The organism is Mucilaginibacter sp. (assembly GCF_025362475.1).
Classification (GTDB): domain Bacteria; phylum Bacteroidota; class Bacteroidia; order Sphingobacteriales; family Sphingobacteriaceae; genus Mucilaginibacter.
This window is the reverse complement of the sequence record NZ_JANYGH010000062.1, coordinates 1-24,049: the sequence shown is the minus strand read 5'-3', so window position 1 is coordinate 24,049 and position 24,049 is coordinate 1. Positions and strand designations below refer to the sequence as shown.

24 protein-coding genes and 1 tRNA gene are annotated in these 24,049 nt (G+C 41.5%); 7 read left to right on the top strand and 18 right to left on the bottom strand.

The window, feature by feature from the left end; genetic code table 11:
• Window positions 1-258: 258 nt before the first annotated feature.
• Together abc-f and Q0R88_RS21390 are read right to left on the bottom strand one after the other, a co-directional pair.
• Window positions 259-2,181: a ribosomal protection-like ABC-F family protein gene (gene abc-f, locus Q0R88_RS21395; protein WP_295720221.1), complete on the bottom strand. Its 1,923-nt coding sequence runs from the start codon at window positions 2,179-2,181 to the stop codon at window positions 259-261.
• A gap of 167 nt (window positions 2,182-2,348) precedes the next feature.
• Complete coding sequence (locus tag Q0R88_RS21390; protein ID WP_295720217.1) at window positions 2,349-3,119, bottom strand: SGNH/GDSL hydrolase family protein; 771 nt, start codon at window positions 3,117-3,119, stop codon at window positions 2,349-2,351.
• Window positions 3,120-3,285: 166 nt separating this feature from the next.
• On the opposite strand from Q0R88_RS21390, the gene Q0R88_RS21385 reads away from it, so the two are divergent.
• Window positions 3,286-4,329 (top strand): quinone-dependent dihydroorotate dehydrogenase, encoded by a 1,044-nt coding sequence (locus Q0R88_RS21385; RefSeq protein ID WP_295720215.1) that lies wholly within the window; start codon window positions 3,286-3,288, stop codon window positions 4,327-4,329.
• Window positions 4,330-4,688: 359 nt separating this feature from the next.
• Here Q0R88_RS21385 and Q0R88_RS21380 read toward each other — a convergent pair whose 3' ends face one another.
• The 3 genes from Q0R88_RS21380 to Q0R88_RS21370 form a co-directional block, all read right to left on the bottom strand.
• Window positions 4,689-4,862: a spore protein gene (locus Q0R88_RS21380; RefSeq protein WP_295720213.1), complete on the bottom strand. Its 174-nt coding sequence runs from the start codon at window positions 4,860-4,862 to the stop codon at window positions 4,689-4,691.
• A gap of 34 nt (window positions 4,863-4,896) precedes the next feature.
• Window positions 4,897-4,967 (bottom strand) — tRNA-Cys (locus tag Q0R88_RS21375).
• A 50-nt stretch (window positions 4,968-5,017) separates the two neighbouring features.
• Window positions 5,018-5,767 carry an RNA methyltransferase gene (locus Q0R88_RS21370; RefSeq protein ID WP_295720212.1) on the bottom strand — a complete coding sequence of 250 codons (750 nt, stop codon included), beginning with the start codon at window positions 5,765-5,767 and terminating at the stop codon, window positions 5,018-5,020.
• Between Q0R88_RS21370 and Q0R88_RS21365 the strand changes: the two genes are divergently transcribed.
• On the top strand, window positions 5,758-8,118 hold the full coding sequence (locus Q0R88_RS21365; RefSeq protein WP_295720209.1) for a BamA/TamA family outer membrane protein: 2,361 nt from the start codon (window positions 5,758-5,760) through the stop codon (window positions 8,116-8,118). The two genes, Q0R88_RS21370 and Q0R88_RS21365, sit on opposite strands and share 10 nt — an antisense overlap.
• 53 nt (window positions 8,119-8,171) lie before the next feature.
• Here Q0R88_RS21365 and Q0R88_RS21360 read toward each other — a convergent pair whose 3' ends face one another.
• Complete coding sequence (locus Q0R88_RS21360) at window positions 8,172-8,705, bottom strand: hypothetical protein (protein WP_295720206.1); 534 nt, start codon at window positions 8,703-8,705, stop codon at window positions 8,172-8,174.
• A 54-nt stretch (window positions 8,706-8,759) separates the two neighbouring features.
• The gene (locus Q0R88_RS21355) at window positions 8,760-9,254 is read right to left on the bottom strand and encodes a TspO/MBR family protein (RefSeq protein ID WP_295720204.1); all 495 of its coding nucleotides are present in this window, start codon (window positions 9,252-9,254) and stop codon (window positions 8,760-8,762) included.
• A gap of 126 nt (window positions 9,255-9,380) precedes the next feature.
• Between Q0R88_RS21355 and Q0R88_RS21350 the strand changes: the two genes are divergently transcribed.
• Window positions 9,381-9,749: a hypothetical protein gene (locus Q0R88_RS21350; protein WP_295720203.1), complete on the top strand. Its 369-nt coding sequence runs from the start codon at window positions 9,381-9,383 to the stop codon at window positions 9,747-9,749.
• A gap of 127 nt (window positions 9,750-9,876) precedes the next feature.
• Here Q0R88_RS21350 and Q0R88_RS21345 read toward each other — a convergent pair whose 3' ends face one another.
• Window positions 9,877-10,296: a hypothetical protein gene (locus Q0R88_RS21345; RefSeq protein ID WP_295720201.1), complete on the bottom strand. Its 420-nt coding sequence runs from the start codon at window positions 10,294-10,296 to the stop codon at window positions 9,877-9,879.
• A gap of 115 nt (window positions 10,297-10,411) precedes the next feature.
• Between Q0R88_RS21345 and purU the strand changes: the two genes are divergently transcribed.
• On the top strand, window positions 10,412-11,236 hold the full coding sequence (gene purU, locus Q0R88_RS21340; protein ID WP_295720199.1) for a formyltetrahydrofolate deformylase: 825 nt from the start codon (window positions 10,412-10,414) through the stop codon (window positions 11,234-11,236).
• Window positions 11,237-11,424: 188 nt separating this feature from the next.
• Here the strand turns inward: purU and Q0R88_RS21335 are convergent, their stop codons facing one another.
• The 3 genes from Q0R88_RS21335 to Q0R88_RS21325 all read right to left on the bottom strand — a co-directional run bounded on the left by Q0R88_RS21335 (window position 11,425) and on the right by Q0R88_RS21325 (window position 14,455).
• On the bottom strand, window positions 11,425-12,885 hold the full coding sequence (locus Q0R88_RS21335) for a glycoside hydrolase family 30 protein (RefSeq protein WP_295720197.1): 1,461 nt from the start codon (window positions 12,883-12,885) through the stop codon (window positions 11,425-11,427).
• Between the two features lie 681 nt (window positions 12,886-13,566).
• Entirely contained in the window at window positions 13,567-13,929 is a 363-nt protein-coding gene (locus Q0R88_RS21330) for a hypothetical protein (protein ID WP_295720194.1), read from the bottom strand.
• A gap of 94 nt (window positions 13,930-14,023) precedes the next feature.
• On the bottom strand, window positions 14,024-14,455 hold the full coding sequence (locus Q0R88_RS21325; RefSeq protein WP_295720190.1) for a pentapeptide repeat-containing protein: 432 nt from the start codon (window positions 14,453-14,455) through the stop codon (window positions 14,024-14,026).
• A 177-nt stretch (window positions 14,456-14,632) separates the two neighbouring features.
• Between Q0R88_RS21325 and Q0R88_RS21320 the strand changes: the two genes are divergently transcribed.
• Window positions 14,633-14,980, top strand: coding sequence for a hypothetical protein (locus Q0R88_RS21320; RefSeq protein WP_295720186.1), 348 nt, complete (start codon window positions 14,633-14,635; stop codon window positions 14,978-14,980).
• A 52-nt stretch (window positions 14,981-15,032) separates the two neighbouring features.
• Here the strand turns inward: Q0R88_RS21320 and Q0R88_RS21315 are convergent, their stop codons facing one another.
• From Q0R88_RS21315 to Q0R88_RS21290, 6 genes are all read right to left on the bottom strand, one after another.
• Window positions 15,033-15,743, bottom strand: coding sequence for an SIP domain-containing protein (locus Q0R88_RS21315; RefSeq protein ID WP_295720183.1), 711 nt, complete (start codon window positions 15,741-15,743; stop codon window positions 15,033-15,035).
• 77 nt (window positions 15,744-15,820) lie between these two features.
• On the bottom strand, window positions 15,821-16,672 hold the full coding sequence (locus Q0R88_RS21310) for an AraC family transcriptional regulator (protein WP_295720180.1): 852 nt from the start codon (window positions 16,670-16,672) through the stop codon (window positions 15,821-15,823).
• A 14-nt stretch (window positions 16,673-16,686) separates the two neighbouring features.
• Complete coding sequence (locus Q0R88_RS21305) at window positions 16,687-17,166, bottom strand: OsmC family protein (protein WP_295720178.1); 480 nt, start codon at window positions 17,164-17,166, stop codon at window positions 16,687-16,689.
• A 113-nt stretch (window positions 17,167-17,279) separates the two neighbouring features.
• Window positions 17,280-17,729, bottom strand: coding sequence for a nuclear transport factor 2 family protein (locus Q0R88_RS21300; RefSeq protein ID WP_295720176.1), 450 nt, complete (start codon window positions 17,727-17,729; stop codon window positions 17,280-17,282).
• 80 nt (window positions 17,730-17,809) lie between these two features.
• Window positions 17,810-18,418 carry a hypothetical protein gene (locus Q0R88_RS21295; protein WP_295720173.1) on the bottom strand — a complete coding sequence of 203 codons (609 nt, stop codon included), beginning with the start codon at window positions 18,416-18,418 and terminating at the stop codon, window positions 17,810-17,812.
• Window positions 18,402-18,878 (bottom strand): RNA polymerase sigma factor, encoded by a 477-nt coding sequence (locus Q0R88_RS21290; protein ID WP_295720170.1) that lies wholly within the window; start codon window positions 18,876-18,878, stop codon window positions 18,402-18,404. Before Q0R88_RS21290 ends, Q0R88_RS21295 begins: the two co-directional genes overlap by 17 nt.
• A 189-nt stretch (window positions 18,879-19,067) precedes the next feature.
• On the opposite strand from Q0R88_RS21290, the gene Q0R88_RS21285 reads away from it, so the two are divergent.
• The gene (locus Q0R88_RS21285; RefSeq protein ID WP_295720167.1) at window positions 19,068-19,421 is read left to right on the top strand and encodes a YciI family protein; all 354 of its coding nucleotides are present in this window, start codon (window positions 19,068-19,070) and stop codon (window positions 19,419-19,421) included.
• 46 nt (window positions 19,422-19,467) lie between these two features.
• Window positions 19,468-20,697 (top strand): sigma-70 family RNA polymerase sigma factor, encoded by a 1,230-nt coding sequence (locus Q0R88_RS21280; protein WP_295720163.1) that lies wholly within the window; start codon window positions 19,468-19,470, stop codon window positions 20,695-20,697.
• Window positions 20,698-20,737: 40 nt separating this feature from the next.
• Here Q0R88_RS21280 and Q0R88_RS21275 read toward each other — a convergent pair.
• Window positions 20,738-24,049: response regulator (locus Q0R88_RS21275; RefSeq protein WP_295720160.1), on the bottom strand; the 3,312-nt coding region annotated here is incomplete at its 5' end.

Below are 24,049 nucleotides of genomic sequence, written 5' to 3'. Positions count from 1 at the left end.
TGCCTCGCAATGACGGGCGGTGGGATGTCATGGTGAGGCACGAAGCAATCCCCAATATGCAAAGCGGCCTTGCAAGGTTGCCCTGTAAAATGGGGGATTGCTTCGTGCCTCGCAATGACGGGTTTCATAGATATGTTTTACTTTAAAACTATGTCATTGCGAGCGCAGCGTGGCAATCCCCAATTTTACAGGGATGATCTGCACAGTTCGCGATTGCTTCGTGCCTCGCAATGACATGTTTTTTTTAATATGGAGTTTTTACGCTTCCAATTCCAAAATCTGCTCGGCTAAAGTTTCCCATTTTTGTTGGATCTGCTTCAACTCAGCTTGCTTTTGGTTATAGGCGGCATTGGTTTCCTTCAGCTTTTGGCTGTCATTATAAATTTTAGTGTCAGCCAGTTTGGCTTCCAGTTCCTTTACTGTTTTATCAAGCCCGGCAATTTGCTCTTCCATTTTGGCCAGGTCCTGGTTTAGCTTTTTTAATTGCTGGTGCTTGTTTTCGCCTTGTGGCTGCTTAACTGGCTCCGGCTTTTTCTCTTCCTTTTTAGGTTGAAGGGCAGGCGCGGCAGCTTTAGGCTCTAATTTGCGTTTAGCATTCCACTCATCATACTCGGCGTAAGTGCCAGGATATTGTTTAATTTTCTGGTCTTCAATGAACCAAATCTTATTAGCCACATTATCCAGGAAGTACCTATCGTGAGATACTACAATAACAGTACCTTCATACTGTTGCAATGCCTGTATCAATATGTTAACAGATGCCATATCCAAGTGATTGGTGGGCTCATCCAGTACTAAGAAGTTAGCATCGGCAGTAAGGGCCTTTGCCAGCGCCACGCGCGATTTTTCACCACCTGATAGTACTTTGATCTTTTTAAACACATCATCCCCGGTAAACAAAAAGGAACCTAATATTGAGCGCAGCTCGGTATCCGTATGTTTTGGGGCGAATGATTGTAATTCCTGTAATATCTGGTGTTCCAGGTGCAGGCTCTCTAACTGATGCTGTGCAAAAAAGGTTTGGGTAACGTTATGGCCTGTTACAGCTGTACCTTCAAACTCTTTATCAGCACCTGCCACAATACGCAGCAAGGTAGATTTACCTTTACCGTTGGCTCCTATCAGCGCAATTTTATCACCTTTTTCAATAATAGCTTCGGCATCATTTAAAATATCAATAGCCGGGTATTTTTTGGTGATATGCTCCAAAGTAGTTACGTGGCGACCAGATTGCCTGCTAAATTTGAAGCTGAAGTTAACCTCTGGGTTATCATCATCCACATCATCAACGCGCTCCATTTTATCAAGCATTTTGATACGTGACTGCGCCATTTTTGCTTTAGATGCCTTAGCACGGAAACGTTCAATTAAACGCTCTTCCTGTTTTATTTTTGACTGCTGGTTTTTAAACTCGCCACGCTGAATTTCGGCACGTAATGCTTTTTCTTCCAGGTAAAAAGTATAGTTACCCGCATACACGTTCAGTTTGCCTTTACGGGATTCAACTGTACGGTTAATTACTTTATCCAAAAACCATCTATCGTGCGATACAATAATAATAGCTCCGTTAAATGCCTTCAAATAATCTTCCAGCCATTGGATGGAAGGTAAGTCAAGGTGATTGGTAGGCTCATCCAGAAACAGGATATCAGGCGCCTGTAACAAGATCTTGGCCAGCATCACACGCATACGCCACCCTCCGGAGAAAGTGCTTAGTTTGCGCTGACAATCTGCCTCGCTAAAACCTAAACCCGCTAAAATTTCGTGTGCCTTGTATTCAATATTGTAACCGTCAAGCAGTTCAAACTCATGCTGCTTATCGCTAAGCTTGTGCAAAAGATCTTCTGTATAGTCGGTTTCCAGTTTTTGAAGCAGTACTTCTATTTCATCATGCAGTTGGTTTTGGCGCTCAAAAGCCTCCATAGCCACATGCACAATACTTTTATCAGATGAGTATGACAGCAAATCCTGGTTAAGGTAACCCATAGTAAGGTCCTTAGCCATTGATATGGTGCCCGATGTAGGTTTATAGTCGCCTACAATAATTTTTAAGAGGGTAGTTTTACCAGTTCCATTGGCACCTATTAAGCCAATTTTTTCACCGGGTTTTATATGCCAGTTGGCTTCATCGTAAAGGGCCCGCGCACCAATCTCAAACGTAAGGTTATTTATCGCAATCATTTGGGCGCAAAGATACGCTTTTACGTGCAAAGCTGAAAGGACAAAGGAGCAAGGACAAAGGAGCAAGGACAAAGGACAAAAGATTAAGGATGAATGGAGCAACGAACAAAGACCAAATAAAGGTCTTTTCTATCCTTGCTCCTTGCTCTTTACATCCTTAATCCAAATTATGCTCCCACCGCTTTAAGCCATGTTTGCGCCATTAGGGCTTCGCCGGCTACGCTGGGGTGTACGCCGTCGCGGTTCCAGTAGGTGGCTGGCGCAATTTTCTCGGCTTTGTCAAATGCCGACTGGTAGGGCACAAAAACCGCATCGTATTGTTCGGCAATGTCTTTGGCTGCCTTGCGGAACAGATCAAACGTTGGATACCATTTATCGTCAACCGCCTTTACTCCTTTTTGTGCAAAGGGTTCGCAGATCACCAGTTTAATATCCGGCAGGGCCGCTTTAGTACGATCAATCAGTTTTTTATAATCGGCAATATAATTGTCAATAGTACCTGTATAACCATTGGTAAGTGTATGCCAAAAATCATTTACACCAATGTGAATACTCAACACGTTGGGTTTAAGCGCCAGGCAATCGGCATCCCAGCGTTCGGCCAGCTGATACACTTTATTACCACTGATGCCTTTGTTATAAATTTTCAGGTTTTTATCAGCGTGGTTAAGCAATAGCTGCGATGCGGTGATCAGCGCGTAACCCGAACCTAAGGCGCTGGTGGTATTAAATTCGGTGCTATTATGGTCGCGCCCCCAGTCGGTAATAGAATCACCCTGAAAAAGGATCACATCACCAGCATTGAAGCTTATTTTCTTCGATGGTTTCTCTGTAGCCAGTGCGGCCGAAACTATCTGAGGTAGGCCCATAGCAGCAATAGTACCCACTGATGCCGTTTTTAAAAAATCACGTCGGTTACGTTTAAATATATTATTCATAAATGGTTTTAACAGATCGATATTGATTTCCGAATTTACAGATTTACATGGCTTTTTTTAACTTTCTTAAAATTTGTACAAGTTTTTGGATGATTAATACCACCCATAGATTAATTTTCATAAAATTCTGGTTTACACAGCATGAGTAAAGTGCTAACTTCGCACCATGTATTTTTTATTAAAACCCATCCTTTTCCAGTTCGATCCAGAAAAAGTACATTATTTTGTAACCCGCAACTTAAAGCGCTTTAACCGTTTTCCGGGAGGCGCCGCTTTAAGCAGGGCTATATGGGATGTAAATAACCCGCGACTGGAAAAAGAAGTCTTCGGCCTGAAATTTAAAAATCCGGTTGGCCTTGCTGCCGGCTTTGATAAAAATGCCGAGCTCATGGGCGAAATGACCAACCTCGGTTTCGGATTTGTAGAAATAGGCACGGTTACCCCCCTGCCCCAGCCCGGCAATCCACAACCACGGATGTTCCGCCTGCCAGCAGATGGCGCCCTTATTAACCGGATGGGCTTTAACAACTTTGGTGTTGATGTAGCTGCCGAAAGAATAGCCACTTTTCGCAAAAATGCCAAGGGAGCACAAAAAAACCTGATCATTGGTGGCAACATTGGTAAAAACAAGGTTACTCCAAACGAAGAAGCAGTAAGCGATTATATCAAATGCTTTGACCGGCTGTTTGATGTGGTTGATTATTTTGTGGTGAACGTAAGCTCGCCAAATACACCCGGCCTGCGCGAACTGCAGGAAAAAGAACCGTTGATGCAATTGCTGAACACGCTGCAAAAACGTAATTCAAAAAATGGCATCAGCCGCCCCATCCTGTTAAAAATAGCGCCAGACCTAACCGATTCCCAACTGGATGACATTGTTGACATTGTCCAACAAACCGGCATAGCGGGCATTATAGCTACCAATACTACCATCAGTCGTGAAAACCTAACTTCTGCCGATAATTTAAAATCAGAAATGGGTGGATTGAGCGGCAAACCGCTTACCAAACGCTCAACCGAAGTAATCAGCTACATCCATAAAAAATCAAACGGATCATTCCCAATAATAGGAGTAGGTGGTATTCACTCTGCAGACGACGCTATTGAGAAACTAAACGCCGGCGCATCATTAGTGCAGCTGTATACCGGGTTTATTTATGAAGGGCCACGATTGATTGGGAGGATAAATAAGGCAATACTGGCTAAATAATAGTTTATACGATTTTACACGAACGCCTGTCCATAATAAAACCTGCAGTAGCCGTTTGTGGGGACACAAACGGCGGGAAAAAGTGTTTAACAAGTTTTTTTTTAATTCCCTCCCAACGGGAGGGGTGCGGCTGCAATGCGCGCAATGGCAGGGAGGGGTTTCGCCGACATGGCCTCTGCAGCGGTACTTGAACGCCTGATTTAACCCCTACCTCCTCCTTCCCCGAGGAAGGAATCGCACATTCCCACGCTTTTTATTATCTTACTTATAGAAAAACGCGAACAAAAAAATCGCACCGGTTTCTGAAACCAGCAGGATTTATAAGATTTTTCTGAAGCGATTTAACGCCCTAAAACAAATTACTTACCTAAGGCAATAGCTAAAACTGCATTGTTTTTTGCTATCTGGCTGTGTTTTGACTCAGCAGAACGGCTTCCGTACTCAAGGTTGGTAGCCAGCTTCAAAAACTGTACTTCTAAACGTGAAGTAGTTTTATTTTTTCTATCTTTTCTTTTTAAACGTGTAACGCCCATGGTGTTGTTATTTTAAATGTTTTTAATACCCTTGAGGTCGGGAGCGGATTCGAACCGCTGTAAAAGGTTTTGCAGACCTCTGCCTAGCCACTCGGCCACCCGACCTTCTTTTTAAGGATTGCAAAAATAGTAATTAATTTAATGCCAGCCAATATTTATTTCATTGAATTTCTTTTTATTTCAGAACACAGTATAGCTGTCGCTATTGCCACGTTCAATGATTCGGCCTTTCCAGCCCGTGGGATGGTTATTTTTGTAGTAATCAGCCGTTCAATAGCCGGGCTTATTCCGTTACCTTCATTACCCATAATTAGCAATCCCTCGGTGCCAAAATTGCTTTTATAAATATTTTCGCCATCAAGCATTGCACCAAATATAGGCAGACCTGCTTGCGGCAAAACCTCCTCCAGGTTGGCGTAATGCACATTTACACGCGCCAATGAACCCATGGTAGCCTGTACCACCTTAGGGTTGTAAACATCCACCGTATCCTCGCTGCATATAATATCAGTAATGCCAAACCAATCGGCAGTACGTATAATGGTTCCCATATTACCCGGATCCTGGATGCTATCAAGCACCAGGGAAAACTTTTGCTTCAGGCTGTTATAATTTAATGTTGCCCATATTGGTATTTTAATCAAACCAATTACATCTTGCGGGGTTTTCAATGTGCTGATTTTTTCGATATCCTTCATTGAAATCTCCTGAAAGTTTATTTTTCGGGATAAATTCAGCATTTTTGGAGCAATTGCGGGGGTATGGTATATGCTATCCACCTGGTAGCCTGAGCTTATAAATTCAATTACTGATTTATAACCCTCAACCAGGAAAAAGCCATGTTCCCTTCTAAATTTTTTATGTTGTAAGGATGTTAATAAACTGATTTGTGATTTTGAAAGCATATATAAAACCTGCTGGTTACCGCCTTACAATATTAAGTATTTTGCTGCTCATTATTTGGTCGGGCTGCAGTGTTACCCGCGGAATAAAAAAAGATCAGGCACTGGTGCGTAAAATCACCATAAAAGGCATCGATGAAGAATTTGAAGAAGTAGCTTTAAATTACGTTGATAAAGAGCAACAACCCAACAACAAACTCAATCTTCAATTTTATTATTGGTTTAGCAACAACGGCAAACGCAATATTGGCGAGGCTCCAGCCATACTTGATAGTAACTTAGTTGAATATTCGCGCTTCCAGATAGAAAAATATATCCAGAATCGCGGCTATTTGAAAGCAAGGGTAACTGATACTATTGTGATTAAAAAACGGCGCGCCGAGCTGATTTTTACCGCGCACGAAGGCCCAATGTTTCATATCCGTAAGATTGAAGACAGCATTCCTGATAAAAATATCAAAAATATTTACTTTGCAAACCGCAATAAAATATCACACATACAACCTGGTGCCCGGTTTGATACCGATAGCTTAGCACATGACCGTGATGAGCTTTACCTGCTCATGAAACGCAATGGTTATTTTGATTTTTACAGGCAATACATCAATTTTAATTACGACTCCACTTTTAACAGCAGCGTAGTTGATATTAAAATGATGATAGATAACCCCGCAGGTAAAACAGAGCACCCTGTTTATAAAATTAATAATACGCTGGTAACCATATCAGCAAGTAATGGCAGAACAGTTGGTAAGGCCGATACTATACAGGTTGATTCTCAATTCAGGTTTGTTGATTATTCACATCGTTTTAAGCCACGTGTAGTTGTTGATTACACTTATCAAAAGAAGGGGCAGCTATTCGATATTGATAAACAAACCCTAACTACCACCCGCCTATCGGAGTTAAATGTTTTCAGAAATGTACCCAATCCTACTTATGAAAAACTTCCCGATAGTACCCACCGCTTAAATACAAAAATTGATATTATACCACTTAAACACTACTCAGACCGGGTAGAAGGCGAGTTCTTGTTTGCAAACGGCCGCTATGGATACAATATAGGCAATACGTTTACAAACCGTAACCTGTTTATGCAGGCCGCTATATTACAGCTAAAACTTAACTGGAGTATTTTATTTGATAATGGCACAAATACCGCCAGCAGTGCCAATATCCAGAACCAGGAATTTAGGGCAGGTGCAAATTTGATATTTCCACGCATCATATCCCCTTTCAATTTTGCACTACTGGGTAAATATGGTGTACCACATACCACGTTTTCTACCAACTACTCCCTGTTTTACCAAAAGGGACTGGTAACCCGCCAAAGTTTTGTTAACTCCATTAGTTACGATTTTTACGAAACCGGCCGCAAGCTGCATACGGTTACGCCTATAAATATCGAATTTTCAAAAGGGGTAATTGACCCGGCCGCGCGTGATACCTTGTTGGCGCATGATAGGTTTGCCTATGTAAAACTAATTGGCCGCACGGTGTTTACAACTGGTAGCCAATACACATTTCAATATAATGCCATTGAATTAAACTCCTATAGTAATTTTAATTATTTCCGTGGAAGCCTGGATATAGGAGGTAACTTCCTGAGCCTGTTGGGCAATACCTTTAACACACAGAGAGATACACTTGGGCAGCGTAAAATTTTAGGATATACATTTTCTCAATACACTAAAACTGAAATCGACTTTCGCATTTACCGAACACTGGGCGGCGAACGGCAGTTTGTGTTCCGTATTAACCCGGGCATTGGTGTGCCCTATGGTAATAGCAATGAGTTAATATTTGAAAAAAACTTTTACACCGGTGGCGCTAATGATATGCGCGCGTGGCTGCCCCGCACGCTTGGCCCCGGGCAGTTTAACAGGGCCACTGCTTATAAGGATGACCCGACATCATTTGCCCGCTTAAAATACCTTGATCAGTTTGGCGAAATAAAGATTGTAGCCAATGCCGAATATCGTTATAAGCTGGCAGATAACTTTTTTGGTGCAAAACTAAAAGGCGCAGTTTTTGTAGATGCCGGCAACGTTTGGAGACTGGGCAAAAAAGCCGAAAGCCCCAATGGCGAATTCAGGCTCGATAACGTTTTACAATCAACGGCGGTTGGTATTGGTACAGGTTTACGGTTTGACCTTGGATTCTTTATTTTCAGGCTTGATGCAGCATTTAAATTTAAAGACCCTCAATTTAACGGAACAGACCAATGGGTACTACTCAAGCACCCGAACGAACTTTTCCATACAGGGGCCTTTAAAACGGCTTATTCAAACAATAATGCAGGCGATACCTATAATTTTATGCAGCTAAATTTTGGCATAGGATTACCTTTTTAATTAGCGATTTAGCGGCTTAGTGATTTTGAGCCCTTTGCATTAATCTCTCCCGGCTAAAACAGCCCCTTTAAACCATCAACAGCGCTTTCAAAAAAGGTGTGCATGCTTAAGCCATTATGGTAATTAAAATACAGGAATATGCAGAATATGATAACTGCTATAATGATGAACCGCTTAAACATATAGGCCAGCAGTACCAAAATTAGCGGGATAGCTATCAGGAACATGATACTGATATGAATAGGGCTTAATTTACTATCGTGCTTGTAAATATAATACAGTATGCCATGGGTACCGCTTTCATTAACATGCTTGGCATATAAAAAGGTGGAGCGATCTATCTTTTGCCTGTAAAAGGCAACTCCCTTTTCAAACTTTAACTGGTACTCAAAGCCGTTCATAATAAAGGTGAACCGGCCGTTTACATTCTCCTGCGTTACCCCGGCTGTATCTGTAGCGATGATAGCCACCTGGTCTGTCCCGAAAGGATTTTCTTTAACTACAAAATGATTTATGGCTATCGCATCCGCAAAAACAAAGCTGTGTGAAGCAGCAACAAGGCACAATAAAAGCAATATTTTTTTCATCTGTTAATAAACCAAGTGTTAAAATGTTCGCAATAAAAATAGTGTTTTTTTGTACTATCTGTTTAGTAAATAAATACTCGCGTTAAGTACACCGGCAAAACTAACCCACAGCAAATAGGGCCAAAGTAGCTTCCCTGCAACCTTATTGTATTTATTAAACCAGTTAATATTTAAGACAATACTTATCCACAGCAATATAATGATGATCAGGGCTCCAAATACCTGGTGCAAGCCAAAAAACACTATCGACCATAAAAAGTTAAGGCTCAACTGCGCAAAGTAAATAGTACGGGTGATTTTAAAGGCAGGTTTTCTGCTCCGGTGTTTCCAAACCAGGTAGGCGGCTGTGGCTATCATAAAATAAATCACTATCCATACCGGGGCAAAAAGCCAGGGTGGCGGGTTAAATGATGGCTTTTTAAGCGTACTGTACCAACCGGCAATTTGGGGCCTGGTAAATAAGGAAGCAACTATACCTATTGCCAGTGTAATTAATAAACTGACCAGGAATGGAAAAAACTGGAATTTTCTGGTTACAGGCGGGGTCATAGTTTTATGAAACCAATAAAATAGCAATAAGTTTTAGCTTAAATTATTACAAACGCATTATGCAAACGCCATAGTTAAAAATCATAAATATATTAGCTTAGCAACCATTGCAATAAGTAAATAAAAATGATAAAAGCTTATAAACTATATACCGGTGATGACGGGCACTCCCATGTGCAAGCAGGAACAGTAACCGAAATGATTTTTAACCAGGCTTCAACCATCAGATTCCAGGAATCGCCGCCGCATTCGTTTTATGACTGGCACAACGCTCCTGCCAACCAATATGTGATTAATCTATCGGGCACATTGCAATTTGAAACCCGCCCCGGCGAAACTTTCATTTTACGGCCGGGCGAAATACTGATAGCCACCGATACAACCGGAACAGCCCATCAATGGAAACTGATAGATGATGAACCCTGGCGACGGGCATATGTAGTGTTTGATGCCGGGCAGGAAGTAAACTTTGTGCCGGATGGGGATAAAAAATAAAGTCATGTCGGGCTGCCATTTCTGCCAACCCGGCCTCCCGCTTGCAAGGCAATCTTTCACCTTGCCTGCAGGATCCGAACTAAGTTAAAGGCCTTACGGGATGACTTTTAAAACGGCTTATTAAATTTTATTTAACCCTCACATATACAGAGCTAAAACCATCGCTTATAAACAACATATTTGATGCATATAGTGTATCATTCCTGATGGTAAAATCCGTCCTGTTTGATTCATCATCACCAATCTTCAACAGATCAATGGTTTGCGTTTGATATTTAAAATTCCTGATGATTGAATACTTGCTTTGCAATTCAAGCGAGTCATTTTTGTACAATTTAAAAGTGTTATTTGCGCCGTAAACCTGGGTTAAGTTATAGCCATTACTTGCAGGTGTTGCAGTCATTCCTGCTATGCCACCAACCGATTTTACCCAACGCCACCTGCCAACTATTGATGTAGATGCAGGGCCCGGCGAGCCATTTTTATGACATGAACTCACACCGCACAATAAAAACGCGGCAATTACAAGGGTAAAGTATTTCATCATATCAGGTTATATAGAACATTACGAAGGCACTTATCACTATGCTACAAGGGGTTATAAATATTTGAAATATTTACTTAATCATTAATTTCAACAAAATTCTTTGTATCATTAAAGCATGATTATTGTTATCCAGTGTAAAGACCAGGTGGGCCTTGTAGCGTCCATATCGGCCATATTAGCAAAATACCAATTGAACATCGTTTCGATGCGTGAACATGTTGATAAAAGCGAGGACATATTTTTTATGCGCCTGGAAGTTGAAGATGGTAACAATGAAAATCTTGAGCAAAAACTTAAAGAAATTTTACCGGCCGGCGCTATTATTTCGGTTAACCCTATCCCCTATAAAAAAGTGGTTGTGCTGGTAACCAAAGAGTACCATTGCCTTGCCGATATACTCATCCGTAATCATTTTAAAACGCTTGGGGCAACTGTTCAATGCGTAATTGGCAACCATGCCACACTGCAAAACATTTGCGAACGCTTCGATATGCCCTTTTACCATATCTCGCATGAGCAAACAAGCAAGGAAGAATTTGAACAAAAAATAAGCGATACCATTGAACAGCATGCGCCGGATTATGTGATACTGGCCAAATACATGCGCATTCTATCGCCGGCTTTTGTGGCAAAATTCCCCATGCGGATAATCAATATCCACCACTCCTTTTTACCTGCCTTTATTGGCGCTAACCCCTACCGAAAGGCTTTTGAACGCGGTGTTAAGCTGATAGGCGCTACAGCCCATTTTGTATCAAACGAGTTGGATGAAGGCCCCATCATTGCCCAGCAGATCATCCCGGTAAATCATTCCTTTACCGCAGCAACCATGGTAAAGGCCGGGCAGGAAATTGAAACATCGGTATTAGCTAAAGCCTTAAAATTGATATTTGAAGATCGGGTGTTTGTTTCTAAAAACAAGACTGTGGTGTTTGAGTAATTCAGAGACACGGATCTGCACCTCCGGACAAAAGGTATGGGATATTGACAGATAGCTACCGCGCTTTAAACAATACAACTAAAAAGTACGAGGCCAAATTACCGTCAGACCATTACCCGGTAATGATAATGGTGGACCATAAATGATCCACCATACATCTGAGATTTAGTTGATTTATAAAAAGGTCTTTATTCTACTATGAGGGTAGCAATGGAGTGTGGCATGCTGGTTGTTTTAGCAGCTTTGCCTTTTATCCATAAACTGTATTCAATTTTCTCGTCGGTTTTATTCATTACTATTACGGCTAATTTGCCATTAGGGTTTAGGTAAGCGGTAGTTAAAAGCTTATCTCTGCTGGCTACAGCTGCTACACGCCTCGCGCCGGATTGAATATACTTGCTGAAATGGCCCAGGTAATAGTATGAGCTGGTGTAAATCAGGCTGCCATTACGTAAATCGGCATGTACGGGTGCAAAACAAAAGTTGCCTACGTGGTTGGGGCCGCCCTTTTCATCCAGCAGGATGTTCCAATCTGTCCAGGCTACTGTACCACCATTAAAATCATTGATCATGGCCAGGCCATATGTTTCACCAAGCGACCAATCGTTAATTTTATTAAAATCAAATTTTTCGATGCAGCCTTCAGTAAAAATTAGGTTTTTGGCAGGAAATGCTTCGTGTGTGCGCCTTACAGCGTCAAACTGCTGCCCTGCTCCTGTCCATGTTTCGTACCAGTGAAAACCTATACCCCAGATGTATTTTGCAGCGGCTGGATCTTCCAGGATAGTGCTTGCGCGCTGGTAAAGTAAATCGCGGTTATGATCCCAAACAATTAACTTTTTGCTGGCCAGCCCTTGCTTTTGTAATGTTGGGCCTAAAAAATTCTTCACAAAATCACGTTCCTCTTCGGCGGTATATTTACATGATTCCCAGGTTTGTGAAGCCATAGGCTCGTTTTGTACCGAAAGCCCCCATACCGGGATACCTTCATTTTCATAAGCCCTTATAAATTTGCCATAAAAATTGGCCCAGCTTTGATAGTACTTTGGCAAAAGCTTACCGCCGTGTAAAAGACTGTTATTATCTTTCATAAACGCTGGCGGGCTCCATGGCGAAACAAACAAAGTAAGCTTGCCACCTGCAGCGGCCATTGCGGCTTTTATAAAAGGGATTCGGTAAGCCCTGTCATGCCCGATGTTAAAGGTTTTCAGCGCGGCATCGCCCTCCTTTATATAGCTATAGCTTTCGCTCGAAAAATCACAGCTCTGGATATTGGTACGGGCCAAGGTATAGCCAATACCTTTTTCTTTATCGTAATAGGCCGTTAAAAGCTCTTTTTGTTTGTCTTTAGGTAGCTTGTAAAAAGTTTCGGCAGATGCATCAGTTAACGCGCCACCAATACCAAGCATGGTTTGAAATGATTTTGCCGGATCCACAAACACAGAAACCTCTGTTTCGCCGGGCTGAGGGCTATCTGTAAACTTTAATGTTTCGGTATTTTTAAATTTAACACCAGCTTCATTATCAGAAACAATAACTTTTACATTCTTATTTTTAGTAGAGAATGGCGCTTTTACCTGGGCATTTACCAGCTGAGCAGGCAGTAAACCACCTGCTATAAAACAGGTAAATATTGCTTTTTTATTCATGGTGTATTTTAATTGGTTCACCGGTGCAACGTCGCCAATCAGGAGGGCGGTTCCGATATCCCAAATTAAGAAAGTTAATTTGAATAAAGCAATAAAAAAAGATATAAATAATTGATTTATAATTACTTGTTAGTTAAATAATACGGTTTAATACCAAGTAAATCACACAAAAAACACACTCATAATCAGTTAGTTGTACAATTATAAATCACATCGAAATATTGTTCTGATACGGTAAGCTACAGAAGTGTATTAAATACACCTATATAGGCTGATTTATACCACTTGTAATAGAATTTATTATTTTTTAATCTCCCCCTGATTGCAGCGGAGGGTGGTTGTTTTGGCCTTGCAAATACCCGATTGCAGGGTTTTCAAATAACCATTAATTTAAGAAGCTGTCCAAATTTGACTCATTAACACATATTTGCATGCCATCGCGAGTGGCAAAATCCGTGAACTCTGAAAAAGAATTGACGTTTAAAAGACTTGTCATCCTGAACGCAGTGAAGGATCTATTCGCAGATTTACAGGGCGAAAAAGCATGGCGAATAATAGATCCTTCACTGCGTTCAGGATGACAAAAAGTTTTTGTAAAAAACGTCATGGGTAGGCAATGACAATCTATTTTTATCAATCACTGGCTTTTTATTTGGATTCAGGGACCAATTCAATTGAGCGTTACCTCCCATCGGTATTATGCCCCCTTTTAATCATTTCTTTAACAGCCCTGGCTAAAAAAGCCTTATCATCATCATCAAGGTGAGTTTTTTTACCGCCACCGTTTATTTCATAAATGATCCGGCCGTTATCGTTTTCTGCTACCAAATCGTCACTATTATGACTAAATTTTACCGAGCCATGTGGCGAAATACTTTTGATACCCTTTCCATCTTCGGTAAAATAGGTTTGCCCGCGGTATTCAATTTTCACGCTTGTGCCATTGCTGTTCTCTACAATGGTGGTATGTCTTCCGCCAAAGCGGCAGGCTGTTGCCAGGGTTATTAAGCCCGCCAAAGCAATTAAAAGGTGTATTTTTTTCATGATGCTAATTGTTGGTAATCAATGTCATCACAAAGCTAATATAAAACACAGTACTATACAATACATAGTACCATATTTATTATTAATAAATTTATTAGCGGTAATTTTTCAACATATCATCAACCAAAATACCATTAATGGTCATGCCTTCAGTATTGCAATCAGTTATAGCTACATTTTTAAGGTTGCAATTGGTTATTGTGCTGGCTTCCAGGTCGCAATCCTCAATGCGCAGGGGGCGCTGTTTTGCATTTTCATCATAAGCGGGGTGCCCTTTAGGTGGCATACCAATATTGTGTAAATAAGCCCTGCCCAATTGTGCTCCTTCAATTTCAAGGTCGCTTAAATTGGCGTTTACAATTTTCAAATTACTCAAATCAACGTCGTTAAAACTCGACTTACTCATTTTTAACATTACAAATTTTGAACCCTCAAGGTGCGCGTGTCTGGCATAAATAATTTTTGTGGTTTCAATAATGTTGATGCGCTCGGCATTGGTATCATCCTGACTACTTGACCTTTCCATATTTAATTTCTTTTTAGTAACCGAATTTAGGAATGATTACCTCAAGCTACAATGGTAATACCAGACATTTTGAGGGTGCAATTGCGACAGTTGCCCTATTAATCACGCAACACTAAAATAAAAGTCGATATAGATCAGGCTATTAGAAAATAAATTGTTAACTTTCATTACACAATTATGAAACCGCTCTTCTTTACGCTGAAAAGCCACCGTCATTTAATGGCTATTCCTGATACCGAAGCACACCTGAATGGACACCCGGTAATAAGCTACACCTATAGTTTATTTATTGACCGGGCTAAAGGCGACGTGAAACAAAGCTTCAGCAAGGAGGATATTTTGCACATGGATAAAATTACCGATCCTGATTACTTAGGCTTTGTTGCTTTTGAACAGCCTGCCAACGTATTTTCATATACAGCAGGCGAAAATACCCTAAGTGTAACCGAAATTGAGGAAGTTATTGAGTACCTAACCTTCATAAGAGGTAATCCCAATATGTGGAATCCCTTAGGTAACCTGTAGGCCTACGGATTGCAAATTACCTTACAAATCTTTACCGTTAGTTTTTTTAAACTCAACCCCAGAAACCCTGTACCTTAATTTGGCCCGAAGGATAGCCCTGACTTTTGAGCATTTTGCGCAACTGGGCTACCATGGTATTGTTACCCGCCAAATAAAAAACGGTATTATCAAGACTATAGCGCTGATCAAGCACCCACTCTATCAGGCTGTGGTGGCCGTAAACATCCCGGCGGGGCACAGGCTCAATGGGTGTCCAAAAATATTCATTAAACAATTTGCGGTGATGCTCGTTGCCGATCACTACCCCGCCCGAAAAACGCGTATGGGGCAGTACCATTTTTTGCAGGGCCAATAAATGCCCCATACTGCTTTCGTCGCCTAAGGCAACGATGGCCGATGTGCCAACCGGGCTCTGATTTGTTGTTCCCGCTTTAAGATAGCTTACCGTATCATCCTTTTTTAATTGCCTGGCCCAGTTGCTGCCCGGCCCATTATGCGCGGCATCAACATAAATGGTGCAGGTACGGGTTTCTGCATCCCAGCCAGATGGCGTGTAGTCTCTAAAGGTGAGCATATCCACTTTAAATTTTATATAGGGAATCTCGCTCCATTCCGCCATATCTATTTGTGGCAGGTGCAGGTCTATTTCTATCATAGTACAGGGTTCCCAATACCTAACCTCAAGCACGTTTCCGGTTTGCAACCTGCTTTCAAACAGTTTACCGGCTCGTTGTTTAATTTTATTAAGAGTAGATGTTTCCATGGTGTGTTAATTTTATTAACACAAAGAAAGGGGGTATTTATACTAAATAAAATGGCATACCTCCGGTAATGATTGGACTATTTACGGTAATCGGCCCTGAAAGCCAAAGGCGTGATGCCTTCCGCCTTTTTAAAAAACCTCGAAAAATAGGCATGATCTTCATATCCCAGCATATGGGCAATTTCTTTAACGTTCAACTGGCTATAGTACAGCAAACGTTTGGCCTCCAATATAATTTCCTGCCGAATCCAATAGCTTACAGAAAAGCCCGTCGCTTTTTTTAACGCTTCGTTCAGGTAGCTTTCTGATACATGTAGTTTTACGGCATAAGTGGATGGACTTTTCAACTCGCGAACATGCTCAACCAAGAGCTTTTTAAATTGTTGGGCCAATTGCGCCGGGCGCGAAAGTGCTAAGCGTTCATTACCAGTTTGGCTATAACATGCGGCAGCAATCCCCAAAAAAGATTGCAGTAACGAGTGGACTACAGACAGATAAAATGTGCCCTGATCATCTTCCCGATACTTTTCATAAAGGAGGCTTAACAGGCTTTTGCAGTGACGCGCCTGTGTATCGTTTAAGCTAAATGGTTGCTGTAATAACAACTGGTTCTCGAAAATGGTTCGGTAGTCGGTTGATATCAGCATGGTATCTATGGCTATAAACCAACCAAAAGCACCATCATTTTTGATCCGGTGATGCACCTGCCCCGGCAACACATAATAAAGATTAGCGGACTGAAATTCAATTTCATGAAAATCGATCATCAATGATGCTGAACCACCCTCTAAAACAAAAAATATATAGTGATCGTCCCTGTGCGCACCAATCGGCTCATCATCCTTAGGCATATCCCCTTCCAGGAAACGAGCAATCTCCAGACCAGATGTGGCACGTTCTTTTAGCAGATGTACAGGGATATCTTTCATTTAGTCAAACTACGTCAGGACAATTCATCTTCCACCCTATACCCTGCCTCATGCAAAATCTCAAACTTTACCGAGTTGGCAATAAAGCACAATTTATGAGCCTCATGATGCAGCTCATCCGCTTTGGCTTGCATAGCAGCATCCTTCAGCGTAATTAAGGGCTTTAGTATTACCAGGGTAAAATAACCGCCGCCATCATCGGTTTCTGCCATGGTGCCTTCTGCCCTATCTTCATAAGCTGTAACTACTATACCGGCTGTAGTGCAAAGATGCAGGTACCATAACATGTGGCAGGCAGATACGGATGAAAGCAACAGATCCTCGGGGCTATAGCGGGATTTATCTCCCCTGAAAGCAGGGTCTGATGAACCTAAAATATCCTGCTTACCTGTGCTGCTAATGGTATGACTACGCTCGTAAGAGCGATAATCTTTTGTTCCTTCACCCGTGTTACCCGTCCAGTTGATAGTCGCTTTATAGTGATGATGTTTCATGGGCTGATATTTCAATAAAACCGGTAAACTAAAAGGTTGGTCATTTTAAAAGATGCCGCGGCGTAATGCTGACCGGTATCAGGGCATTTTAACAGCTCACAGCTGATAAATTACTACTTATTACGCCTTGCTAATATATTTTGATGAGCCAGCTTTGCCAGACTGGTATTACCACTTTGCCTGTCATGGTTTATTTGATGATAAACAATTAACCATTTACCGTTTTGTTTCTCCAGTTTGGTGTTGTAGGTGCCAATGGTTGTCCAAACTTCATCACCAATAAAATGATCGGCTTTACCAACATAAAACACATCGGCCTCCTTGTCATGAAGCTGAACTTTAAATTCCGAAAGCTGGTGTTCGGTTCTGTCAAATCCAGTCAAAAAGGATTCCCAGGCATGAATTACCTGTTCGTGATTATATACAGATGGCTCTGTATTGTTCATTGACGAATAATCCAGAAAAACATCTTTTGCCAATACGCTTAACCCCAACGGCCAATCACGGTCATCAATCCCTTTAAATAAAGTTGCTATTGCCTGAGTTATTTTTTGACCTTCCATGGTATTTAGATGTAAAGCTATTGAATTTGTTTCAAACCCATGCCCACAATTAGCATCTATATCGATTATCATCTTTAAAACTATTCCATTCCCCTAGTTGTCACCAACTGATCATTAATAGCCTGTAATTTTTCTATAGTCGCATTCATTTCGGCTTGTTGCCTTCTAAATTCCTTTGGGCTTATATAAAAATAAACAAATACTAATGCTGCAAACGGACATATGTAAGCCACACTTCCCCATAAAACACCTATCTTTTTAACAAATTCAATCATATACAATAACAGCCCTGCACCCAAAAACAAAAAGTATAGGTTCAGCACCTTGGTTTGAATAAAACGTTGCTTCTTTTGTATAGCAACCAATTCGGCCAAATAAGTGAATGTATCAGCATCCGGGTGACTTTTAAACATATTGAGGTACAAACCACTATTTATTAAAGCAAAAGAAATGATGGGAAAAATGATCAGGATTATACCTGCTTTGGTGGTAAGTACATGGGTATTTAAATTAATGCCAACCATAATTACGATAATACTGATTACCGCCAACGTAAGGCTACTCCATATTAATTTACTCCTGGTTTTGCGCTTCAAATCCATCGCTTTGCTGATCACCGAATTTATATCGGGCTTTGCAGCGTAGGGCTGCTGCTGCCAAAGGGCCTTAAAATCAATATTGCTGCTCATATCTTTTGAATTTTTGAGATAGTTTTTCCTTAATCCTGTAAACTTTTACCCTGATATTGGTTTCTGAGAGCCCCGTAATGCTGGCTATTTCTGCTTGCTTAATATCTTCCAGCTCCAGCGAAATAATAATGCGGTCGATCTCTGGCAGTTCGGCTATGCATTTGTACAGCAGCTGCACCTGGCTTTCGATGTCTGGTGGTGGTTTATCTTCCAGGTCAATGGGCATCTCGCTAAAGGGCATCCGATTTTGCTTTTCCAGCTGGCGGAGGCAATAGTTTGATGCGATCCGGAAGATCCAGGTACCAATAGCCGATTCGTTACGAAACTGCCCCAGCTTTTGCCATACCACAATAAAAGTTTCCTGCGTAACATCCCGGGCCCGCTCATGATCATTCATGTACCCCATACATACGCGGAATATTTTATTATAATAAGTATCGTAGATTTCCTCGAACGACATACACTGTTGCTTATGCCCGTTTAGATACAGGCTTTTTTAAAATGCTACATTTAATTCAAAAGATTTATCAATTGCAAATTTGATGTAACTTGAACCGGCAATTGCATGCTTTAATATTTTTTTACAGGCATTGTCCTATTCGGCAAAGACCAATCGTCTTATGGTTTTAATCACTAAATTTAACACATCATGAACGAGTTCTTATTGATTTTCAGACAAGTTGAAACACCAGGTGCAGAAGCGCCTTCGCCAGAGCAAATGCAAAATACCATGAAACAATGGATGGACTGGCTGGGCGGCATTGCAGCGCAGAATAAACTGGTTAGCAATGGAAACCGCCTGTATGGTGGTACCGGTTCTGTTGTAAGGCCGGGCGAAGTAGTTACCAATGGCCCTTATGTTGAAATTAAAGAATTGATAGGTGGTTATTCCATCATCAGGGCCGATTCCTTGGAAGAGGCTACAGAAATATCAAAAGGCTGCCCAATTTTGCGTGTTGGCGGCAATGTAGAAGTACGCCAGATTGTACCGATGAATATGTAAAATAATTGAGCCACCTTCTGTTGCAGGAGGTGGCATTTTTATTGTGATGAACAAAACAGAGCTGCTGCCCCATTTATTCCGCACCGAATACAGAAAAATAGTATCGGTGCTGTACAAGCATTTTGGCTTTGAATACCCGGAGATAGCCGAAGATATTGCCAGCGAAACTTTTTTAAGTGCCGCCGAAACCTGGGGACTCAAAGGTTTACCCGATAACCCGGTAGGCTGGCTTTATGCCGTAGCCCGCAACAGGGCCAAGGACCATTTACGGCGAAACAAGATCTTTAATCAAAAAATCACCCCTATACTTCAATCGGCGCAGGAGGATTATATAGATTTTGAAATTGATCTTTCTGATAAGCATATCAGGGACAGCCAGCTGCAGTTGATGTTTGCCATTTGCCAGCCCGTATTGCCCGCCGAAGCACAGATTGGCCTGGCCTTGCGCATCCTTTGCGGTTTTGGGATAGATGAAATTGCCGATGCCTTTTTATCAAACAGGGCAACTATTAACAAGCGTTTATTTAGAGCGAAGGAAAAACTGCGGGAACAAAAGGTTAAAATTGAGTTTCCGGCATTGGCGGGGATAGGTGCAAGAATACAAAGTGTTTTAACAACCTTGTATTTATTGTTTAACGAAGGGTACTATTCCACCAGCCAGGATACCACGCTACGCAAGGATCTTTGCCTGGAAGCTATGCGCCTTACCTATTTGCTTATAGAAAACGAGGCCACCAACCTGCCCGAAGCAAACGCCCTGATGGCACTCATGTGTTTCCATTCATCGCGCTTTGACGCCCGCACAGATGAGCAGGGCGAAATGATCCGCTATGATGACCAGGATACCAATCTTTGGAATGAAGAGCTGATTGAAAAAGGCAAACACTACCTCAACCTTGCATCAAAGGGAAACCAAATAAACAAATACCATTTAGAAGCCGCAATAGCCTACTGGCATACGGTTAAGGATGATACCGCCCAAAAATGGGAAGGCATTTTACAACTTTATAACCGCCTGCTACAAATTACCTACTCACCTGCTGCAGCCTTAAACCGTACCTATGCCTTATATAAGGCCCGCGGCAAACAGGAGGCTATCATTGAAGCCGAGAAGCTAAAGCTCACCGATAATCATTTATATCATGTTTTACTGGGACACCTTTATACAGATGTGAATAAACAAATAGCCCTAAGCCATTTGCAAACCGCACTAAAACTTACCAAAACCGCCAGCGAAAAAAATAGGATCGCTAAAGACATTGAACAATTGGGGTAAAAAAGATAAAGCCGTATCGAATTCTTCCCATTTCCAGGCTCTAATCCTTTACCCTTATACCTTTGTCAATCTCCACCTTCGCGATATCTGCCCGTTTCAACAGCTCTATCAGCTCATCAATCCGCATAGGTTTTGATATATAATCGTTCATTCCTACACTCAGGCAGGCTTCTTTATCTTCAGATAAGGCATTGGCTGTCATAGCGGCTATGTAGGGTTGTTTCAAACCAGCCTGGTTACGGATAAATTTAGTTGCTTCAAGGCCATCCAGCTCGGGCATCTGTACATCCATTAACACCACATCGTACTGCTTCTCAGTTATTTTTTCAAGTACCTCGTAGCCATTGTTCACCATATCTATGGAGTAGCCCAATTTATTCAATACGCGCTCAACTAATTTTTGGTTAATAAGGTTATCCTCGGCCACCAATATTTGCAAGGGGTGCTGCAAAGCGAAACCGTTTTGCAGTAAAACCTTTTGCTCATCTTTAACCGGCGATTCGTCTTTTTGATTTGTTAGGGCGGCGTTTATGCTCTTCCACAAATTATTTTGCTTAACGGGCTTGGTGAGGATAGCCGAAAAAAGTTTCGGGAACTTTTTCCTGGTTTCATCCCCAATGGAGCTTAGCATAATTACCGGCAATGGATTTGCACTTTTATTGATGGCTTTAGCCATGCTCACACCATCATCATTTGGCATCTGCATATCGGTTATAACAAGTGATATACTTTTATCCTGTTTTAAAATTCCAAGCGCCTGTTTTACGGATGTGGCAAGTATTGGTTCCAGTTTCCATTGCTGCAACTGGTTTTTGAGGATGAGTAAATTAGTATCATTATCATCAACCAGCAGTACTTTTTTGCCTTCAACCTGGGCCAGGTTTGAGGGATATAAGTGATATGTTGATGGTATTTTACTCCGGTTTGCTTTAATGCTGAACTTGAAAACCGAGCCTTGCCCATAGATGCTTTCCACTCCAATTTCGCCACCCATTAGTTTTACAAGGCGCTCGCTTATGATGAGCCCTAAACCAGTACCGCCATATTTGCGCGTTGTTGATGAATCAACCTGCGAAAATGCCTGGAAAAGATTCTGAATCTTATTTTCCGGAATGCCAATGCCGGTGTCCCTGACACTAAACCCGATCTCAATCTCGTCATGGCCAAAATCCTTCACCAGGAAAATATCAACAAACACCTCACCCTGTTGGGTAAACTTTATGGCGTTATTAACCAGGTTGATCAATACCTGTTTAACACGCAGACTATCACCTACAATTTGTACAGGCAGCGCATAATCTATCTGGTATATCAGGTCAAGATTCCGCTCGGAACTTCTTTTGGAGAAAAGATCCATCACCTCCTCAACACTCTGCCTCAGATCAAAATCATCATGCTCCAGATCCATACTGCCCGATTCTATTTTGGAGAAATCCAGGATATCATTGATTACATTAACAAGGTTATCGCCACAGGTTACAATGGTTTCTGCAAATTCCTTTTGCTCTTCGTTCAATTCAGTTTCCATCAGCAGCGAAGCCATACCTATAACCCCGTTCATAGGGGTACGGATCTCATGGCTCATGGTGGCCAGGAAAACACTTTTGGCCTGGTTGGCCCGGTCGGCCTCCTGCCGGGCTTGCTGCTCCTGCTCCCGCTGATCCATCAGTTCTTCTGATTGGGCCTGCAATTCCTCATTCAAAGCCTGCAGATTTTCTGATTGTGATTTTAACTCTTCTGATTGTTGCAGCACTTCGTGGGTACGCTCTTCCACTTCCTTCTCCAGCTTTCGCTTTTGTTTAATGATGCTGCTTATCCTGTAGCGATATATTCCCCAGGCTATTCCTGCAATAGCTAACCCGACTATTATTTTAAACCACCAGGTATCCCAAAATGGCGGAACGATTATTAACTCAAGACTCAGCTGTTTAGCCGACCAATTACCAGAATTATCCTTGCACTTAACTTTAAACACATAATTACCGGGCGGCACGTTGGTGTAAACAGCCGTGTTTTTGCTGCCCACATAGTTCCAGGTTTTATCAAAGTTTTCTAATATGTAAGCATAATCCTGCTTATTGGCCGATATAAAACTTAAGGATACGAACTCAAATGATATGATGGACTGGTTATATTTGAGTGTGATGGATTTTGTTTCTGAAATTTCCTGCTTTAATGGCGAAGGATCATTGCCCCCTTTGCTTACCGGTACCGATTTGTTAAATAATTCAAAATCGGTCAATCTTAATATGGGTTCATTGGTTCCCCCCTTTATCATATCGGGGTTAAACCTGTTAAAGCCGTTTAGTCCTCCAAAATAGATGTTACCCAAATGATCTTTTAATGCTGCATGAGGTTTAAATACATCGCCCTGCAGGCCATCTTCAATAGTAAAGTTTTTAAAAGTTTTATGATAAGGATCATAAAGCACCAGCCCCTTGCTGGTACTAATCCATAAGTCATTTTTACTATCCTCCTGAGTGGCGGAAGTAAAATTTGTTGACATGCCATCCTTTGTGGTAAAGGCTTTAAACCGCCTGGTTTTGGGATTGAGCATATTTAAACCACCAAAAGTACACAGCCATAAATTACCGGCATGATCCTCATAAATATCAACTACCGTATTATTGCTGATGCTATTCCCGCTTTTTTGGTGCATGAAGCGGATAAAGGAATTTGTTTTTTTATCATACAGGTTTAACCCTGCATCATTGGTACCTATCCAGATATTCCCGGCTTTATCACAAAAAATAGAATTGATGATGCTGCTGCTTAAACTCGTTGTATCTTTTGGGTTATTTTTATAAGTAATGAAATTATTGGTGGCTGGCTGATACACACTTACACCACCGCCAAAAGTACCGGCCCATACTTTTTTTTCTTTATCAATAGCAACCTCATAAACATCATTTGCACCTATACTTGAAGCATCGGCCGGGTTATGTTTGTAGGATTTAAATTTCCTGGTTTTTAAGTCCATATAATTCAACCCATCTCCCCAGGTGGCAACCCATAGATTTTGCCTGTCATCCTGTTTCACATCAAGCACATAGTTGCCGGATATGCTTCCCTTATCGGCATTTTTGTGTTGATATGATGTAAATAACCCTGTTTTGCGATCAAGGATATTTAATCCCCCGCCATCGGTACCTATCCAAATGTCCTGGTTTTTATCTTCAAGTAAACACAACACAAAATCATTTGACAGGCTTCTGCCTGAAGAGGTATGTTTAAAATGAGCAAAGCTGGCAGTACTTCTTTTTAAAAAATTTACTCCCCCACCAAACATCCCAATCCACATATTGCCCATGTTATCCTTAGTAATTACATCTACAGAGTTGTTGGTTATGCT

Bases quoted from the DNA above. Each gene is read 5' to 3' on its own strand.
- abc-f (WP_295720221.1), bottom strand. From the start codon at position 2,181: ATGATTGCGATAAATAACCTTACGTTTGAGATTGGTGCGCGGGCCCTT.
- Q0R88_RS21390 (WP_295720217.1), bottom strand. From the start codon at position 3,119: ATGAATAATATATTTAAACGTAACCGACGTGATTTTTTAAAAACGGCA.
- Q0R88_RS21385 (WP_295720215.1), top strand. From the start codon at position 3,286: ATGTATTTTTTATTAAAACCCATCCTTTTCCAGTTCGATCCAGAAAAA.
- Q0R88_RS21380 (WP_295720213.1), bottom strand. From the start codon at position 4,862: ATGGGCGTTACACGTTTAAAAAGAAAAGATAGAAAAAATAAAACTACT.
- Q0R88_RS21370 (WP_295720212.1), bottom strand. From the start codon at position 5,767: ATGCTTTCAAAATCACAAATCAGTTTATTAACATCCTTACAACATAAA.
- Q0R88_RS21360 (WP_295720206.1), bottom strand. From the start codon at position 8,705: ATGAAAAAAATATTGCTTTTATTGTGCCTTGTTGCTGCTTCACACAGC.
- Q0R88_RS21355 (WP_295720204.1), bottom strand. From the start codon at position 9,254: ATGACCCCGCCTGTAACCAGAAAATTCCAGTTTTTTCCATTCCTGGTC.
- Q0R88_RS21350 (WP_295720203.1), top strand. From the start codon at position 9,381: ATGATAAAAGCTTATAAACTATATACCGGTGATGACGGGCACTCCCAT.
- Q0R88_RS21345 (WP_295720201.1), bottom strand. From the start codon at position 10,296: ATGATGAAATACTTTACCCTTGTAATTGCCGCGTTTTTATTGTGCGGT.
- purU (WP_295720199.1), top strand. From the start codon at position 10,412: ATGATTATTGTTATCCAGTGTAAAGACCAGGTGGGCCTTGTAGCGTCC.
- Q0R88_RS21335 (WP_295720197.1), bottom strand. From the start codon at position 12,885: ATGAATAAAAAAGCAATATTTACCTGTTTTATAGCAGGTGGTTTACTG.
- Q0R88_RS21330 (WP_295720194.1), bottom strand. From the start codon at position 13,929: ATGAAAAAAATACACCTTTTAATTGCTTTGGCGGGCTTAATAACCCTG.
- Q0R88_RS21325 (WP_295720190.1), bottom strand. From the start codon at position 14,455: ATGGAAAGGTCAAGTAGTCAGGATGATACCAATGCCGAGCGCATCAAC.
- Q0R88_RS21320 (WP_295720186.1), top strand. From the start codon at position 14,633: ATGAAACCGCTCTTCTTTACGCTGAAAAGCCACCGTCATTTAATGGCT.
- Q0R88_RS21315 (WP_295720183.1), bottom strand. From the start codon at position 15,743: ATGGAAACATCTACTCTTAATAAAATTAAACAACGAGCCGGTAAACTG.
- Q0R88_RS21310 (WP_295720180.1), bottom strand. From the start codon at position 16,672: ATGAAAGATATCCCTGTACATCTGCTAAAAGAACGTGCCACATCTGGT.
- Q0R88_RS21305 (WP_295720178.1), bottom strand. From the start codon at position 17,166: ATGAAACATCATCACTATAAAGCGACTATCAACTGGACGGGTAACACG.
- Q0R88_RS21300 (WP_295720176.1), bottom strand. From the start codon at position 17,729: ATGGAAGGTCAAAAAATAACTCAGGCAATAGCAACTTTATTTAAAGGG.
- Q0R88_RS21295 (WP_295720173.1), bottom strand. From the start codon at position 18,418: ATGAGCAGCAATATTGATTTTAAGGCCCTTTGGCAGCAGCAGCCCTAC.
- Q0R88_RS21290 (WP_295720170.1), bottom strand. From the start codon at position 18,878: ATGTCGTTCGAGGAAATCTACGATACTTATTATAATAAAATATTCCGC.
- Q0R88_RS21285 (WP_295720167.1), top strand. From the start codon at position 19,068: ATGAACGAGTTCTTATTGATTTTCAGACAAGTTGAAACACCAGGTGCA.
- Q0R88_RS21280 (WP_295720163.1), top strand. From the start codon at position 19,468: ATGAACAAAACAGAGCTGCTGCCCCATTTATTCCGCACCGAATACAGA.